This window comes from Klebsiella sp. CN_Kp073 (genome assembly GCF_040065495.2).
Taxonomy (GTDB): domain Bacteria; phylum Pseudomonadota; class Gammaproteobacteria; order Enterobacterales; family Enterobacteriaceae; genus Klebsiella; species Klebsiella aerogenes.
Genome location: NZ_CM198051.1, coordinates 1,585,967 through 1,603,461, shown reverse-complemented (window position 1 = coordinate 1,603,461; position 17,495 = coordinate 1,585,967). Strand labels below are relative to the sequence as shown.

The 17,495-nt window shown below is 54.3% G+C and carries 10 protein-coding genes; 4 read left to right on the top strand and 6 right to left on the bottom strand.

The features are described from left to right. Positions 1-42: 42 nt before the first annotated feature. The 4 genes from alkB to ABLV66_RS07760 form a co-directional block, all read right to left on the bottom strand. On the bottom strand, positions 43-702 hold the full coding sequence (gene alkB / locus ABLV66_RS07775) for a DNA oxidative demethylase AlkB (RefSeq protein WP_348876072.1): 660 nt from the start codon (positions 700-702) through the stop codon (positions 43-45). Then, positions 702-1,772: a bifunctional DNA-binding transcriptional regulator/O6-methylguanine-DNA methyltransferase Ada gene (ada, locus tag ABLV66_RS07770; protein ID WP_045391396.1), complete on the bottom strand. Its 1,071-nt coding sequence runs from the start codon at positions 1,770-1,772 to the stop codon at positions 702-704. The genes alkB and ada overlap by 1 nt, the downstream gene beginning before the upstream one ends. Positions 1,773-1,844: 72 nt before the next feature. Beyond that, positions 1,845-2,897, bottom strand: a complete 1,053-nt coding sequence (gene apbE / locus ABLV66_RS07765; RefSeq protein ID WP_348876073.1) for an FAD:protein FMN transferase ApbE — start codon at positions 2,895-2,897, stop codon at positions 1,845-1,847. Positions 2,898-3,000: 103 nt separating this feature from the next. Next, positions 3,001-4,113: a porin OmpC gene (locus tag ABLV66_RS07760; protein ID WP_045391399.1), complete on the bottom strand. Its 1,113-nt coding sequence runs from the start codon at positions 4,111-4,113 to the stop codon at positions 3,001-3,003. Between the two features lie 772 nt (positions 4,114-4,885). On the opposite strand from ABLV66_RS07760, the gene rcsD reads away from it, so the two are divergent. Together rcsD and rcsB are read left to right on the top strand one after the other, a co-directional pair. Then, on the top strand, positions 4,886-7,546 hold the full coding sequence (gene rcsD, locus ABLV66_RS07755; protein ID WP_348876075.1) for a phosphotransferase RcsD: 2,661 nt from the start codon (positions 4,886-4,888) through the stop codon (positions 7,544-7,546). A 16-nt stretch (positions 7,547-7,562) separates the two neighbouring features. Next, positions 7,563-8,213 (top strand): response regulator transcription factor RcsB, encoded by a 651-nt coding sequence (rcsB, locus tag ABLV66_RS07750; protein ID WP_015365624.1) that lies wholly within the window; start codon positions 7,563-7,565, stop codon positions 8,211-8,213. Between the two features lie 112 nt (positions 8,214-8,325). Here the strand turns inward: rcsB and rcsC are convergent, their stop codons facing one another. Both rcsC and gyrA read right to left on the bottom strand, forming a co-directional pair. Continuing rightward, positions 8,326-11,178 (bottom strand): two-component system sensor histidine kinase RcsC, encoded by a 2,853-nt coding sequence (rcsC, locus tag ABLV66_RS07745; protein ID WP_348876076.1) that lies wholly within the window; start codon positions 11,176-11,178, stop codon positions 8,326-8,328. Between the two features lie 131 nt (positions 11,179-11,309). Next, entirely contained in the window at positions 11,310-13,943 is a 2,634-nt protein-coding gene (gene gyrA, locus ABLV66_RS07740) for a DNA topoisomerase (ATP-hydrolyzing) subunit A (protein ID WP_348876077.1), read from the bottom strand. 146 nt (positions 13,944-14,089) lie between these two features. On the opposite strand from gyrA, the gene ubiG reads away from it, so the two are divergent. Together ubiG and nrdA are read left to right on the top strand one after the other, a co-directional pair. Beyond that, positions 14,090-14,818, top strand: coding sequence for a bifunctional 2-polyprenyl-6-hydroxyphenol methylase/3-demethylubiquinol 3-O-methyltransferase UbiG (gene ubiG / locus ABLV66_RS07735; RefSeq protein WP_045391407.1), 729 nt, complete (start codon positions 14,090-14,092; stop codon positions 14,816-14,818). A gap of 346 nt (positions 14,819-15,164) precedes the next feature. Further along, positions 15,165-17,450 carry a class 1a ribonucleoside-diphosphate reductase subunit alpha gene (nrdA, locus tag ABLV66_RS07730; protein WP_015365619.1) on the top strand — a complete coding sequence of 762 codons (2,286 nt, stop codon included), beginning with the start codon at positions 15,165-15,167 and terminating at the stop codon, positions 17,448-17,450. Positions 17,451-17,495: the final 45 nt, after the last annotated feature.

Below are 17,495 nucleotides of genomic sequence, written 5' to 3'. Positions count from 1 at the left end.
CCAGCAGTTTAAACGGCTTGCCGACGACAGCAAGAATAATTCTTATTTTTGTTTTTGCCGGTGACCCGCGAGGCGAAAAGTGAGGTTGTAACGACAGGCGCCGGTCAGCGGGTGCTCCCCCGGTTTAAGCGGCTGGATGCCGTGGTAAAAGAGCCGTGATTCGCCGCCCCACACCACCACATCGCCATGCTCCAGCAGCAGCCGACGCAGCGGATCGTTACGTTTCAGCCCGCCAAACTGAAACACTGCCGGCAGTCCCAGCGACACGGAAACGATAGGCGCGCGCAAATCCCGCTCGTCTTTATCCTGATGCAGCGACAGCTTCGCGCCAGGCTGGTAGCGGTTAATCAAACAGGCGTCCGGGGAGAAATGAGCATAGCCCGCCTCCTGCGCCGCCTCCGCCGCCAGTTGCTGAAAAATCAATGGCATCGGCGGCCAATGTTCGCCGGTCAACGGATCGCCCGGCGCATAGAGATAGCCGTGCATATCGGTCGTCCAGCCGAGTTGGCCACAGTTGGTCATAGCCACCGACATGGTATAACCACCGGGGGTCACCATCTGGCGGAACGGAGAAGCGCTGGCCACTCCGGCGATGGCCTGCAGCAGCGCCGGCGCGCGCTGAACGGCGAAACGGCGTAATATCATCGCCCCGGGGGCCAGCGGCTCCTGCCAGGGTGGCGTATCGGCAAACAGATCGAGCATTATTTCTCCCGTATTTTTGCTTCGCGCGCCAGCAGCAGCGCTTTGCGTTCGCTGCCCCAGCGATAGCCGGAAAGCGCCCCACCCTCACGCACTACCCGATGGCAAGGAATGACTATCGCCAGTTTATTAGCCGCACAGGCCCCGGCAACCGCTCTGACCGCACGCGGTTGACCAATGCTGTGCGCCACCTCGCGGTAGCTGCGGGTTTCGCCTGGCGGGATCTGGCGCAAGGCTTGCCACACCCGTTGCTGGAAAGCGGTACCGCGAATATCCAGCGGCAAATTCACCGCCTGCTGCGGATTATCCAGATGGGCAACCACCTGCGCCACGCGTTCGGTAAACGTGTCATCACCCGGCTGTAATTGGGCGCCGGGAAACAAGCTCGCCAGCTGCGCATATAACGCCTTATCGTCATCGCCCAGCAACACGGCGCATACGCCACGTTCGCTGAACGCCACCAGGCACCGGCCAGAGGCGCTATCGCTGCAAACCCAGCGAATCACCACATCTTCGCCGCCGCGTTTAAACTGGCGGGCGGTCATGCCCAGCGTCTCGTTTGCCTGGCGATAATAGCTGGCGGAATCGGGGAAGCCTGCAGCTAATGCCGCGCGGGTGACATTCTCGCCCTGGCTTAATGCTTCGCGTAGGCGCCGCGCGCGCCACGCCTGCTGCCAGGCCTTGGGCGTAAGCCCGGTGACCGATTTAAAAATACGATGGAAGTGAAACGGGCTGACCGCCAGCTGCTGCGCCAGCGCCTCAAGGGTGATTGGCGCCTCTTGTTCCAGCAGGCGACAGGCGGCGGCCACCTTCTCGACCCGCTGTTGGTCGGGGTCGAGATTATCCGGCCGACACCGTTTACAGGGGCGATATCCGGCGGCCTTTGCCGCTTCGACATCAGAATAAAAGCGGACATTCTCCCGTAGCGCGCGCCGTGAACGGCACGAGGGACGGCAGCAGACGCCGGTGGTCAACACGGCGAAGACAAACTGCCCGTCGGCGCTGGCGTCACGTTCGCAGACCGCCTGCCAGCGGCGGTCATCGTTAGTCATATCGGCAATCATCGGTTTCATAGCGGGCTCCTGCTGTAAGTGTATCCTTACTTTGCGCCTTGCTCCGATCTAAAAAACTGCGCTTCTTGCTTTTTAATTCTGCTCGCCGACCAGGAAGGTGCGGAACTGCGGCGACATCCAGGTCTTAAAGCCGTCGCCCTCTTTGACAATCATATAGACCGCCAGCCCCTGCTCGTGTGCCACCTGTTGGGCTTTTTCCGGCCCTAATACCATCAGCCCGGTATCCCAACCGTCGGCTTCCAGCGCCGTCGGCGCAATCACCGTCACCGAAACCAGCTTATGGTTGATGGGGTGCCCGGTTTGCGGATCGATAACGTGAGAAATACGTTTGCCGTCCAGCTCGTAGTAGTTGCGATAGCTGCCGGAGGTGCTGATGCCGTGGCCGTTGATATCGACTATCGCCTGGACGGCGTTTTCGCGGTCGGTTGGTTTTTGAATCGCCACTCGCCAGGGTTTATCGTCGCCGTTCATCCCGCGGCTGACCAGCGCGCCGCCAACCGATACCAGATAGCGGGCAATTCCTTCCTGCTCCATCAGCCGCGCCAGATGATCGGCGGCATAGCCCTCGCCGACCGTGGAAAGATCGACAAATAAATCGGCAATATCTTTTTGCAGATACTGTTGATCGGCGCGGTTAATCACCGTCAGATGCTGCAGCCCGGTACGCGCTTTTGCCGCCGCGATTTGCTGCTCCGTCGGCGTTTTTACCGGTTGCTTATCCGGGCCAAATCCCCATAGATTGACCAGCGGCCCGACGGTAACATCCATCGCTCCGGCGGTTTTTGCGCCAATACGCAGCGACAGAGTGACGATATCCGCCATCGCTTCGTTCACCGGCCACTGTTCGGTAGTGGCGGCATGATTGAAGCGCATCAGCGCGGAGTCGTTTTTCCAGGTCGAAAGCAGCAGATCGTCACCATCGAGCTGCGCCTGAACTTTATGGCGTAAATCTTCGGCTTTCGCCGGATCCAACCCGACGACGCTAACGCGCCAATAGGTCCCCATCGTTTTGCCATCGAGCACGGTGGCGGCGGATTTTGGCGTGGCCGGGGAGGTCGCGGAATCACAGCCGGTAAGCAGAACGCAGAGGCCGATAAAGGCGGCGCGGAAAAAGGTGGTATCCATGAAAACGGGCTCCTGTTACAAAGGCAGCCAGAGTATACCAGCGAGGTTAAACCGGGCATAAAAAAAGGCGCCCACAGGCGCCTTTTTCAACACTTCAGCTTGCTTAGAACTGGTAAACCAGGCCCAGAGCAACGACGTTGTCGGTAGAGATACCGGCAGCGCGGGTGAAGTCGTTGTCGTCCAGCAGGTTGATTTTGTAATCAACGTAGGTGGACATGTTTTTGTTGAAGTAGTAGGTCGCGCCCAGGTCAACGTATTTCAGGATATCCTGGTCGCCATAGTTGATACCGGTGCCACGAATGGACAGGTCCTTACCTTTAGACTGCAGGTAAGCGATGGACGGACGCAGGCCGAAATCGAACTGGTACTGAGCAACCACTTCGAAGTTCTGCGCTTTGTCAGCAAAACCGATGTCGCCAGTGCGAGTTGCGTTGTAAGTCTGGGTGTACTGAGTCGCCAGGTATACGTTGTTAGCGTCGTATTTCAGGCCACCGGTATAGGTTTCAGCGTCGTCGCCGTGACCCATAACACCATTAACGTTCTGATCGTCAGTACGTTTAGAGTGGGAGTACGCGAAACCAGCGCTGATGCCGTCCCAGATATCATAAGTAACGGAGGTGCCGTAGCCTTCGCCGTTCTGTTTCTGGAAGCCGCGACCGTTGTTGGTCATGTCTTCACCGCTGGTGCTGCCGTTTTTACCCTGGTACTGCAGAGCAAAGTTCAGGCCGTCAACCAGACCGAAGAAGTCAGAGTTACGGTAGGTAGCAACGCCGTTAGCACGGGACTGCAGGAAGTTGTCGGAACCGTAGGTGTCGCCGCCGAATTCCGGCAGAACGTCGGTCCAGGAAGTCACGTCGTATACAACGCCGTAGTTACGACCGTAGTCGAAAGAACCCGCGTCGCCGAATTTCAGACCAGCGAATGCCAGACGGGTCCAGGACTGCTTGTCAGAACCTTCGGTGTTGTTAGCCTGAACGTTGTATTCCCACTGGCCGTAACCGGTCAGCTGGTCGTTGATCTGGGTTTCGCCTTTCACGCCGATACGCATGTAGGTCTGGTCGCCGTCTACGCTCTTGTCGTCAGAGAAGTAGTGCAGACCATCAATTTTACCGTACAGATCTAATTTGTTGCCGTCTTTGTTATAAATTTCAGCCGCATTTGCTGCGCCCGCTACCAGCAGTGCTGGTACCAGGAGGGACAGTACTTTAACTTTCATGTTATTAACCCTCTGTTTGTTATATGCCTTTTATTATTGCCACTGCTTACTGATTACCCTTCTAATCAGTCGGCTGTATTCATTGTGCTGCAAAATGCAGAATAATCCAACAAGAATATGATACGAAAACTTCTAAGGTGTTTCAAAATGCGCACAAGATGTTTCAATTTGTAAATATCAAGGAACTTTTCAGGCACGATAATGGTCGCCAAAATAAGCATCAAAAATCAAAAAAATAATATTTATCTTTAAAATCAAATTATTGAAAGCATGTAAATGTATAGCACTGAATGGTAAAACAAAATCTTCCCCGAAGACTAAAATAATCCTCGCTATCATCATTAACTTTATTTATTACCGTCATTCAGTTCTGAATGTCTGTTTACCCCTATTTCAACCGGATGCCTCGCATCCGGTTTTTTTTACCCTTCTTTACGTATCTTTAATTATGCTGTGCTATCGCATAAAAAAAATAACGACTATTAATCAATCAATTCCGAATGAAAGTTAGCCTATTTCGCCAATTTCTTGTTTTTTCGTGCTATTTACCTGCAACAAATGCCAGTTAATTGTACAAGATCAATTCCACTGTACATATTCGTCGTCGCTATGGTTTTGAGACAAATCTCAGCATTAAAAGATCCCTCAGCGTCAATCTGTTGTATGGATTTCCCGTTTTAGCCTTTATACTTCCAGCCAGTATTCGTTGTGCTGCCCGTCACTATGGCGCAACATCTTGTTTACAAACACTACTGAGCAGCTCTGCTACGCGATGACCCAAAAAAAATTCTCCCTGATCCCAGGCAACATCACCCGCTTCTTCATTTTGATGGTTATCGTCTTGCTCGCGACGATGGGCGTGATGATCCAAAGCTCGGTCAATACGTGGCTAAAAGACAGAAGTTACCAGGTGGTTGATATCAGCCACGCGTTGCACAAACGCATCGATACCTGGCGTTACGCCACCTGGCAGATTTACGACAATATCGCAGCCACCAGTTCCAGTACTTCAAGCGATGGGCTGCAGGAAACCCGGCTAAAGCAGGATGTCTACTATCTGGAAAAGCCTCGGCGCAAAACCGAGGCGCTGATTTTCGGATCTCATGACAGCTCGACGCTTGAGATGACGCAGAAAATTTCTAATTACCTCGATATTCTATGGGGCGCGGAAACCATCCCCTGGTCGATGTATTATCTGAACGGGCTGGATAACAGCTTGATTCTGGTCTCTACCCTGCCGCTGAAAGATCTGTCTTCGAGTTTTAAAGAATCGACGATTAGCAGCGTGGTGGAATCCCGCCGCGCCGAAATGCTGCTGCAGGCAAATACGCTGGACGAACGGGAAACCTTTTCTTCGCTGCGCCATTTGACCTGGCAAAATGGCCACTACTTCACGCTGCGTACCACCTTTAACCAACCGGGCCACCTGGCAACGGTGGTGGCCTTCGATTTACCGATTAACGACCTCATCCCCCCGAGCATGTCGTTGGACAGCTTCCGTCTGGAGGCAGATCCGGCGCAGAATGCCGCCAACAGCCCTGATAAAGAAGCCGTTGATAACGTTAGCGTCAGCTTCAATGGCCTGCGTATTGAGATAACTACCGCCATCAATACCACCGGCATGCGGCTGGTGTGGGTCGTGCCGTTCAGCACTTTGCTGATGGAATCCCTGCAGAATATTTTACTGCCGCTGCTGCTCACCATTGGTCTGCTGGCATTAACCCTGTTTGGCTTTACCACATTCCGTCACTATAGCGGTCGCCGTAATCCTGGCAGCGTTAGCGCGGCACCCACCGCCGCCAACAGCGAGCTTCGCGCTCAGCGCGCAATTAATGAAGAGATTGTCTCTTTGCTGCCGCTGGGCCTGTTGGTGCACGATCAGGAAGCCAATCGCACTATTATCAGCAACCCGATCGCCGATCATCTGTTGCCTCATCTGAACCTGCAGAACATCACCAACATGGCCGATCAGCATCAAGGGGTCATTCAGGCGACGATCAATAATGAACTTTATGAAATCCGCCAGTACCGTAGCCAGGTTGCTCCTCGCACGCAGATCCTGATTATTCGCGACCAGGACAGAGAAGTACTGGTGAACAAAAAGCTCAAACAGGCCCAGCGTCTGTATGAAAAAAATCAGCAGGGGCGTATCGCCTTTATGCAGAACATCGGCGCCGCGCTGAAAGAACCGGCGCAGGCGCTGGCGCATGAAGCGGCGGCCATCGGCATTAATGAGAGCCGTAAACTGGCGCAGCGCGCGGATGAACTGGTTCATCTGGTCGATGAGATTCAGTTGGCGAACTTACTGGAAAGCGACGCCTGGAAAACTACCCCCGGTTTATTCTCCATTCAGGGCTTAATAGATGAAGTGGTTCCTGAAGTCCTACCGATGGTAAAACGCAAGGGACTTCAGCTGTTAATCAATAACGCGCTGCCGGCCAACGAGCAGCGCTACGGCGATCGCGACGCGCTGCGCCGCACGCTATTACTGCTGATTCAGTACGCGATCACCACTACCTCTATCGGTAAAATCACCCTTGAGGTGAGCAAAGATGAATCTGCCGACGATCGGCTGACTTTCCGTATTCTTGATACCGGCAACGGCGTAAGCGCTAATGAAATCGATAATATGCACTTCCCGTTCCTTAACGAGACGCAAGCCGACCAGTACGGCAAGGCCAATGCCCTCACCTTCTGGTTATGCGACCGTTTAACCCGCAAGCTTGGCGGGCAGCTTAATATTAAGGCGCGAGAATCGCTCGGCACCCGCTACTCGCTACACCTTAAAATGGCGGCAAGCGAGGAAGAGAGCGACTCCGGCGAACACCTGTTAGACGATGTAGTCGTGATGATTGACATTACCGCCAATGAAGTACGCCGCATCGTGACGCGCCAGTTAGAGAGCTGGGGCGCAAGCTGCATCACCCCGGACGAAAGACTCGCAAGTCAAGAGTACGATCTCTTTTTAACTGATAATCCGTCTAATCTTACTGCTTCAGGCTTGCTTTTAAGCGATGATGAGGTTGGGATACGCAAAATTGGCCCTGGTCAGTTGAGCGTCAATTTTAATATCAGCACTGCCATGCAGGAAGCTATCCTGCAGCTGATTGAGCAGCAGCTGGCGCAAGAAGAGATTCAGCCCACCTCCACTGGAAATGAAGGGAATGCTGAACTCCATGCCAGCGGTTATTACGCGCTGTTTGCCGACACTGTTCCGGATGATGTTCAGAGATTGTATACTGAATTAACCATCAGCGATTTCGCTGCGCTGGCGCAGACCGCTCACCGCCTCAAAGGGGCGTTTGCGATGCTTAATCTGATACCCGGCAAGCAGTTATGTGAAGCGCTTGAGCATCTGATTCATGAAAGAGATGCTCAAGGTATAGAAAAATACATCAGCGACATTGACGGTTACGTCAAGAGCTTGCTGTAGCAAGGTAGCCTAATACATGAACAATATGAACGTAATTATTGCCGATGACCATCCGATCGTACTGTTCGGCATTCGTAAGTCACTTGAGCAGATCGAGTGGGTGAATGTTGTTGGCGAATTTGAAGATTCCACAGCTCTGATTAACAATCTTCCTAAACTTGACGCGCACGTCCTGATTACCGACTTGTCGATGCCTGGCGACAAATATGGCGATGGGATCACCCTGATCAAATACATCAAACGTCATTTTCCTGAACTGTCGATTATCGTTCTGACCATGAACAACAACCCGGCTATCCTCAGCGCAGTACTGGATCTCGATATTGAAGGGATCGTACTGAAGCAGGGTGCGCCGACCGATCTGCCGAAAGCGCTGGCCGCGCTGCAGAAAGGCAAAAAGTTTACTCCGGAAAGCGTCTCCCGCCTGCTGGAAAAAATCAGCGCCGGCGGTTATGGCGACAAACGCCTGTCGCCGAAAGAGAGTGAAGTTCTGCGTTTGTTCGCTGAAGGCTTCCTGGTCACCGAGATCGCCAAAAAGCTGAACCGCAGCATTAAAACCATCAGTAGCCAGAAGAAATCGGCAATGATGAAGCTGGGTGTCGAAAATGATATCGCACTGCTGAACTACCTCTCTTCCGTTTCTCTTACCTCAACGGATAAAGAGTAATTCACTTTTCCCGGATGGCGGCCAGCCGCCGTTTCCGGGCCATTCTGAAACTTTATTCCCGCCCCGGAGAGCATCGCGCGCCGGGGAGCTCTCAGCACCATTCCGTGCGGCCTCAGCTTGTTTTTCTGGCTTTACGTACCTGTGCGGCATAGGTGGCCAGCGTGTGCTTAAGGATATCCAGCGTCACCGGTTTTGACAGGCAGCTATCCATTCCCGATTCCAGACAACGCTGTTTTTCTTCCGCCAGCGCGTTAGCCGTCACGCCAATAACCGGCAACGTCATCTCCAGCTGACGGATCCGCTGCGTCAGACGGTAACCATCCATATTGGGCATGTTCACATCGCTGAGAACAATATCAATATGCTGTTTACTGAGGACGTTAAGCGCATCGATGCCATCATTGGCCGTTACGCATTGATAACCCAGCGAGCCAAGCTGATCGGCCAACAGGCGGCGGTTAATCGGATGATCGTCGACCACCAGAATCATCATGTCGTCATTGCTGGCCGTTGGCGCGTCATGGGCCGATAGCGCCGGACCATTCTCTTCCGCCGCCAGCGCCAGATGCAGCAGACGCCCCAGTAATGGCAGGAGCTCATGCGGCGTGGTAACGCTATGTAGCCACTCTCCCGGCGCGCGCTCAACAGGAATGCCGATATGGCGGCGGCAGAAGATCACCGCAGCGCTTCCCGGCCAACCCTCATAGCCTTCATCATCGGTTAATAAAATATCGTCGGCAGCCGGCGTCTGACCAGCAAATTGACGTACCGTCAGGCCATGATATTGCAGCAGCGATTCGACAAAAAGCGCCAGTGACGTGTTATGAATCGCCAGCCAACAGGTGCTGTTGCTGTGCCGATCGGCCAGCAGCGGCGGCATCGGCTGCATGCCGTATAGCGGAATACGAATAGTGAAACGGCTTCCCATGCCGGGTTCAGTTTCCACGGCAATGTCGCCATCCATCATGCTGATAAGTTTTTCACAGATAGCCAGCCCCAAGCCGGTGCCCTGGAAATTACGCTGTACTCCGGTACCGACCTGGAAGAACGGGTCGAACAGGCGCACAACCTCTTTCGCCGGGATCCCCTCGCCGGTGTCACGTACGCTAATTTGCAGATAGTCGCCGGCGCGCTGGACGTGCAACACGATACAGCCGGTATCGGTAAATTTAATAGCGTTACTCAGCAGGTTGGAAATAACCTGCTGCAGACGCATCGGGTCGCCGATCATCGTTTGCGGGACACCCGGCTCGATGAAACAGTACAGCCCCAGCTGTTTGCGCACCACCAGCGGTAGATAGTTCGCCGAAATATGATTCATGACCTCGCGTGGCGAGAACTCTCGCGGTTCGATTTTTAGCTGCTCTGACTCAATCTTCGAGAAGTCGAGAATATCGCTGATAATCTTCAATAGCAGGCTGGAGGAGTTATTCATCGCCGTCACCAGCCGATCGACTCCCTTCGGCAACGCTTTGGTCTGCAGCAGATCGAGGTTGCCAATAATGCCGTACAGCGGCGTACGCAACTCGTGGCTAACGGTGGCGAGGAACATCGATTTCGACTGGCTGGCCTGTTCCGCCGCCTGGGCCATCTCCTGCAGCGACTCTTCCATTTTCACACGGGCGGAAACATCCACCAGCACGCATATCGCTACGTTTTCATTACGATAGCGCGAGTGTACAAAGCTAATCTGCAGGTTGGTGTTGTTGCTGGTTAACACGTCGACGAAGTTGACCTGCTGGCCGCAGATAATCTGCGTGAGCCGCTGGCGGTCTTCGTGAGTCAGCATATTCAGATAGTTATGCGCCAGTTCGTTACTCAGTATGTTAGTGCCGTCCTGGGTACGCAAAATACAGATCCCTACCGGCGCGGAGGCGACGATTTTACGGTTGAACTGCTCATGCTCTTCCAGACGCTGGGCGTCGTTTTCCGCCGGAATAAATATCCGCCGTTCATACATGCGCGCCAGCGCGAACAGGATCGCGCCCGTCAGGATATTCAGCACGATAGCGTTGAGGATCAGCATCCTGATGCGCTCGAGCACCTGATCGACGGAAACCGAATAGACAATACTCAGCGATGACGGCAGCAGGCTCTTTTTCAGCACCAGTTCGCGGAAACCAGAGCTGTAGCCAAACCACATCCGCTCCTGCATCCAGCGGGTTTCCGGTTTAATACTGTTATCCGGCCCGGCAAGGGAAATGAGCTGCTGGCCGTTATCATCGAGGATCGTCACGCTCATCGGCAGGCTGCCCGGCGTAAAGAAGCTCTCCATGCGGATAGTCTGCTCGACGCCGAGCATCGCCTGCAGGCGGTTAGCCATATAGATTGGCGTCAGGGCATAGAAATAGCCGACGCCGGGACGCACGCCCTGGCTAATCCAGAACAGGTTATTGCCCCGCTCGTTTTGCGGCGCATCGCGATATTGTTCGATACGTTGATGCAGCACCTTCAGCGCCTGATCGCGCTCCAGCGGCATATCGCGCAGGCCGAAGTTAGCCATACAGAGGTTGTCGCTGCCAATTAAAAAGATACGGTTCAGGTCGTAGGCGGCGGAGAAATTATCGCGCCAGTAGCGCATGAACCACGCCAGCGATTGCAGCGAATTGCGCCAGGCGCCGCTCATTGCGCTGCAGTCGGAATCCGGATACAGCGGTTCAAAATTGGGGATAGTGATATTGCCGCTGTTGGCCAGCGCCGCGCTGCCCTCGCTCCCGGTCGCCGCACGATTGCCTGCGACGTACTTCAGCTCTTTAATGACATCCGCAGTCCGCTGGATATAGCGCTGCGCCTGGTCGGCGTTAAGATTCAGTTCCTGACGAATTTCCGATTCCCGTTCATGCAGCGCATTAACGATATAAAACACGGAGACAAAAGCAATCAGCATCCATAGCAGAACCGCCAGCGCTCTGAACAGATAACGAGAAACCTTTAAGGTCGTATGAAACGAGGCAAGATATTTCAATGGGGCAATGCTCGGTCGTCAGGGGCTCAACAGAATGGGGTTAAAGTAGCGGTAAATGGGCTTTATCGCAATGTTAATGCAAAAAGGGCCGGGATAATACCCGGCCCTTTCAGAACATTTACCTGCGACGATTACTCTTCGTCTTCGGCGATGTCGTCGTCAGCATCGTTTTCCGGCGTGATATCATCATCGCCTTCCGCTACGCTGCCGTCGATGGCATCCAGTTCTTCGTCGTCAACCGGTTCAGCCACGCGCTGCAGGCCAACAACATTTTCATCTTCCGCGGTACGGATCAGAATCACGCCCTGAGTATTACGACCCACGATGCTCACTTCAGAAACGCGAGTACGCACCAGGGTGCCCGCATCGGTGATCATCATGATCTGGTCGCAATCATCGACCTGCACGGCGCCGACCACGGAACCGTTACGTTCGGTGACCTTAATAGAGATAACGCCCTGCGTCGCACGTGACTTGGTCGGATACTCTGCTGCCGCAGTACGCTTGCCGTAACCGTTTTGCGTCACGGTCAGGATAGCGCCTTCGCCGCGAGGAATGATCAGCGACACTACGCTATCTTCGCCTGCCAGCTTGATGCCGCGTACGCCGGTTGCGGTACGCCCCATCGCGCGAACGGCGTCTTCTTTAAAGCGCACCACTTTACCAGCGGCGGAGAACAGCATCACTTCGTCCTGGCCAGAAGTCAGATCGACGCCGATCAGTTCGTCGCCTTCGTTCAGATTAACGGCAATGATACCGGCAGAACGCGGACGGCTGAACTCGGTCAATGCCGTTTTCTTCACGGTACCGCTGGCGGTCGCCATAAAGACGTTAACGCCCTCTTCGTACTCGCGAACCGGCAGGATAGCGGTGATACGCTCGTCAGCTTCCAGCGGCAGCAGGTTGACGATCGGCCGACCACGCGCGCCGCGGCTGGCTTCCGGCAGCTGATAAACCTTCATCCAGTACAAACGACCACGGCTGGAGAAGCAGAGGATCGTGTCATGGGTGTTGGCCACCAGCAGGCGGTCGATAAAGTCTTCTTCTTTAATACGCGCTGCCGATTTGCCTTTACCGCCACGACGCTGCGCTTCGTAGTCGGTTAATGGCTGATATTTCACATAGCCCTGGTGCGACAGGGTCACGACAACATCTTCCTGGTTGATCAGGTCTTCGATATTGATATCGGCGCTGTTGGCGGTGATTTCGGTACGACGCGCATCGCCAAACTGTTCTTTAACCAGCTCCAGCTCTTCGCGAATAACTTCCATCAGACGATCGGCGCTACCCAGAATGTGCAGCAGCTCGGCAATCTGATCCAGCAGCTCTTTGTACTCGTCGAGCAGTTTTTCATGCTCCAGACCGGTCAGTTTCTGCAGACGCAGATCCAGAATCGCCTGGGCCTGCTGTTCGGTCAGATAGTACTGGCCGTCACGCACGCCGAACTCTGGCTCCAGCCACTCCGGACGCGCAGCGTTATCGCCGGCGCGCTCCAGCATCGCGGAGACATTGCCCAGATCCCATGAACGCGCGATTAAACCCGCTTTTGCTTCCGCCGGCGTCGGCGCGCGGCGAATCAATTCGATAATCGGATCGATGTTAGCCAGCGCAATCGCCAGCGCTTCAAGGATATGCGCACGGTCGCGCGCTTTGCGCAGTTCGAAAATAGTACGACGAGTGACAACTTCGCGGCGGTGACGAACAAACGCCGCGATGATGTCTTTCAGGTTCATGATCTTCGGCTGACCGTGGTGCAGCGCAACCATGTTGATACCGAAAGAAACCTGCAGTTGGGTCTGGGAGTAGAGGTTGTTAAGAACCACTTCACCCACCGCGTCGCGTTTTACTTCGATAACGATACGCATACCGTCTTTGTCAGACTCGTCGCGCAGCGCGCTGATGCCTTCAACGCGTTTTTCTTTCACCAGCTCGGCGATTTTCTCAATCAGGCGCGCTTTGTTCACCTGATACGGAATTTCGTGCACGATGATGGTTTCACGACCGGTTTTCGCGTCAGCTTCGACTTCCGCGCGCGCGCGAATGTAAACTTTACCGCGACCGGTACGATAGGCCTCTTCAATACCGCGACGGCCGTTAATGATAGCGGCGGTCGGGAAGTCCGGGCCCGGAATGTGTTCCATCAGCCCTTCAATGCTGATGTCTTCGTTATCAACGTACGCCAGGCAGCCGTTGATCACTTCCGTCAGGTTATGCGGCGGAATGTTGGTCGCCATACCTACGGCGATACCGGAAGAACCGTTCACCAGCAGGTTAGGGATTTTTGTCGGCATGACGTCAGGGATTTTCTCCGTGCCGTCATAGTTGTCGACGAAATCAACCGTCTCTTTTTCGAGATCGGCCATCAGCTCATGAGCGATCTTCGACATACGGATTTCCGTATAACGCATCGCTGCGGCGGAGTCGCCATCGACAGAACCAAAGTTACCCTGGCCATCGACCAGCATATAACGCAAGGAGAACGGCTGCGCCATACGTACGATGGTGTCATAAACGGCGGTATCACCATGCGGGTGGTATTTACCGATTACGTCGCCAACGACACGGGCTGATTTTTTATAGGCTTTGTTCCAGTCATTGCCCAATACGTTCATGGCGTATAGTACGCGACGGTGTACCGGCTTCAGGCCATCTCGGACATCCGGCAGCGCACGGCCAACAATGACCGACATCGCATAATCCAGATACGAGCTTTTCAGCTCTTCCTCAATGTTGACCGGTGTAATTTCTCTCGCAAGGTCGCTCATCTAACCGCTATCCCTCTACTGTGTCCCGGATTCAAAGGTCGCAAATTATAACACAGCCGTCGTAATAGAGGTAAAGCAATACGGTTTATTCGTGGCAGTCTGCTGATATACTCGCAGGTCAGAACAGAAAAGGAGTAAAAGCGCCCATGAATGCCGAAAAACCGTCGGTGGCCCCCAACGTTGATCACAATGAAATCGCCAAATTTGAAGCCGTCGCCTCGCGCTGGTGGGATCTAGAAGGCGAGTTCAAACCGCTGCATCGCATCAACCCGTTGCGCCTTGGCTATATTGCCGAACGCTCCGGCGGCCTGTTCGGCAAAAAAGTGCTTGATGTCGGCTGCGGCGGCGGCATCCTCGCCGAAAGCATGGCGCGCGAAGGTGCGACAGTCACCGGTCTGGATATGGGCTTCGAGCCGCTGCAGGTCGCAAAACTGCACGCGCTGGAGAGCGGCGTTCAGGTGGAGTATGTGCAGGAGACCGTCGAAGAGCACGCGGCGAAGCACGCCCAACAGTACGACGTCGTCACCTGTATGGAGATGCTCGAGCACGTCCCTGATCCACAGTCGGTCGTGCATGCCTGCGCGCGACTGGTGAAGCCCGGCGGCCAGGTCTTCTTCTCGACCATTAACCGCAACGGCAAAGCCTGGCTGATGGCCGTGGTCGGCGCAGAATACGTGATGAAAATGGTGCCAAAAGGTACGCATGACGTTAAGAAGTTCATCAAGCCGGCGGAGCTCATCGGCTGGATCGATCAGACTTCTCTGAAAGAGCAGCACATTACCGGCCTGCATTACAATCCGCTCACTAATACCTTCAAGCTGGCGCCGGGGGTTGATGTTAACTATATGTTGCATACAACGGCGAAAAAAGCATAACGTCATACGTTTTTATGATGATGATTGCGCGGCATCAAGCTGCGCAATTTTCCCTTCCGACGAAGAAATCAGCACTCGATCAAATTTTGATTTTTTTTTCTGTTTTATTGACTTCTTCTCCAGGCCTTATACGGCGTGGACTTAGCGATTATTACGCCTGCGCAACCTCAAATTAACGTCAAAATCAACCCTTGTACTCAAAAGAATCCTTACTAAAATAACTCACCATATAGCGTTCTTTTTATCGACAACCCCCTACATATAGTATTTATCCACAGAGTTAGTCACAACGACTTGCTGTGGATAAATGGGGGGATATTTTTTCTCACGGACAGGTAAAAACCACATGAATCAGAGTCTGCTGGTGACAAAGCGCGACGGTAGCACCGAGCGTATCAATCTCGACAAAATCCATCGCGTACTAGATTGGGCGGCAGAAGGACTGAATAACGTTTCGATTTCTCAGGTAGAACTGCGTTCGCATATTCAGTTCTATGACGGCATCAAAACCGCCGACATCCACGAGACCATTATTAAGGCCGCAGCGGACCTGATCTCCCGCGATGCACCGGACTACCAGTACCTCGCCGCGCGACTGGCGATTTTCCACCTGCGCAAAAAAGCGTTTGGCCAGTTTGAACCGCCGGCGCTGTACACCCATGTGGTGAACATGGTCGAAAAAGGTAAATACGATCATCATCTGCTGGAAGACTACACGGAAGAAGAGTTCCAGCAGATGGACGGTTTTATCGACCACTGGCGCGATATGAACTTCTCCTATGCGGCCGTTAAGCAGCTGGAAGGTAAATACCTGGTGCAGAACCGCGTCAGCGGCGAAATCTATGAAAGCGCCCAGTTCCTCTATATTCTGGTCGCGGCTTGCCTGTTCTCTAATTATCCGCGTGAGACTCGTCTGGACTACATCAAGCGTTTCTATGACGCGGTGTCCACCTTTAAAATCTCGCTGCCGACGCCGATCATGTCCGGCGTGCGTACCCCAACTCGTCAGTTCAGCTCCTGCGTGCTGATCGAGTGCGGCGATAGCCTGGATTCGATCAACGCCACCTCCAGCGCGATTGTGAAATACGTTTCCCAGCGCGCCGGTATCGGTATCAACGCCGGCCGCATTCGCGCGCTGGGTAGCCCGATCCGCGGCGGCGAAGCTTTCCACACCGGCTGCATCCCGTTCTATAAGCACTTCCAGACCGCGGTGAAATCCTGCTCGCAGGGCGGCGTTCGCGGCGGCGCGGCCACCCTCTTCTATCCAATGTGGCATCTGGAAGTCGAAAGCCTGCTGGTGTTGAAAAACAACCGCGGCACCGACGCCAACCGCGTTCGCCACATGGACTACGGCGTGCAGATCAACAAGCTGATGTACACCCGCCTGCTGAAAGGCGAGGACATCACCCTGTTCAGCCCGTCCGACGTTCCTGGCCTGTACGATGCGTTCTTCGCCGATCAGGACGAGTTCGAACGTCTGTACACTAAATACGAAAAAGACGACAGCATCCGCAAACAGCGTATTAAAGCCGTTGAGCTGTTCTCGCTGATGATGCAGGAACGCGCCTCCACCGGCCGTATCTATATCCAGAACGTTGACCACTGCAACACCCACAGCCCGTTCGACCCGGTTGTCGCGCCGGTGCGTCAGTCTAACCTGTGCCTGGAAATCGCCCTGCCGACCAAACCGCTGGACGATGTGAACGACGAAAACGGCGAAATCGCGCTGTGCACGCTGTCGGCGTTCAACCTTGGCGCCATCGATAGCCTCGATGAGCTGGAAGATCTGGCGGTGCTGGCGGTGCGCGCGCTGGATGCGTTGCTGGATTATCAGGATTACCCAATCCCGGCGGCCAAACGCGGCGCGATGGGTCGTCGTACGCTGGGCATCGGCGTTATCAACTTCGCTTACTATCTGGCGAAACATGGCAAACGCTACTCCGACGGCAGCGCCAACAATCTGACGCACAAAACGTTCGAAGCTATTCAGTATTATCTGCTTAAGGCCTCCAACGAACTGGCTATCGAACAAGGCGCCTGCCCGTGGTTCAACGAAACCACCTACGCGCAGGGTATTCTGCCGATCGATACCTACAAGAAAGACCTGGATGCGATCGTGAGCGAATCCCTGCATTTCGACTGGGAGCAGCTGCGGGAATCCATCAAAACCCACGGCCTGCGTAACTCCACGCTCTCCGCATTGATGCCGTCTGAGACCTCTTCGCAGATCTCCAACGCCACCAACGGCATTGAGCCGCCGCGCGGCCACGTGAGCATCAAAGCGTCGAAAGACGGGATCCTGCGCCAGGTCGTTCCGGATTACGAAAATCTGCAGAACGCCTACGAACTGCTGTGGGAAATGCCGAATAACGACGGCTATCTGCAGCTGGTCGGCATCATGCAGAAGTTTATCGATCAGTCGATTTCCGCCAACACCAACTACGACCCGACGCGTTTCCCGTCCGGAAAAGTGCCGATGCAGCAGTTGCTGAAAGACCTGCTCAACGCCTATAAATTCGGCGTGAAAACGCTGTACTATCACAACACCCGTGATGGCGCGGAAGACGCCCAGGATGACCTGGCGCCGTCAATTCAGGACGACGGCTGCGAAAGCGGCGCATGTAAGATCTAAGGTATTTTTGCCGGGTGGCGCGATGCCTACCCGGCCTACGGTTTT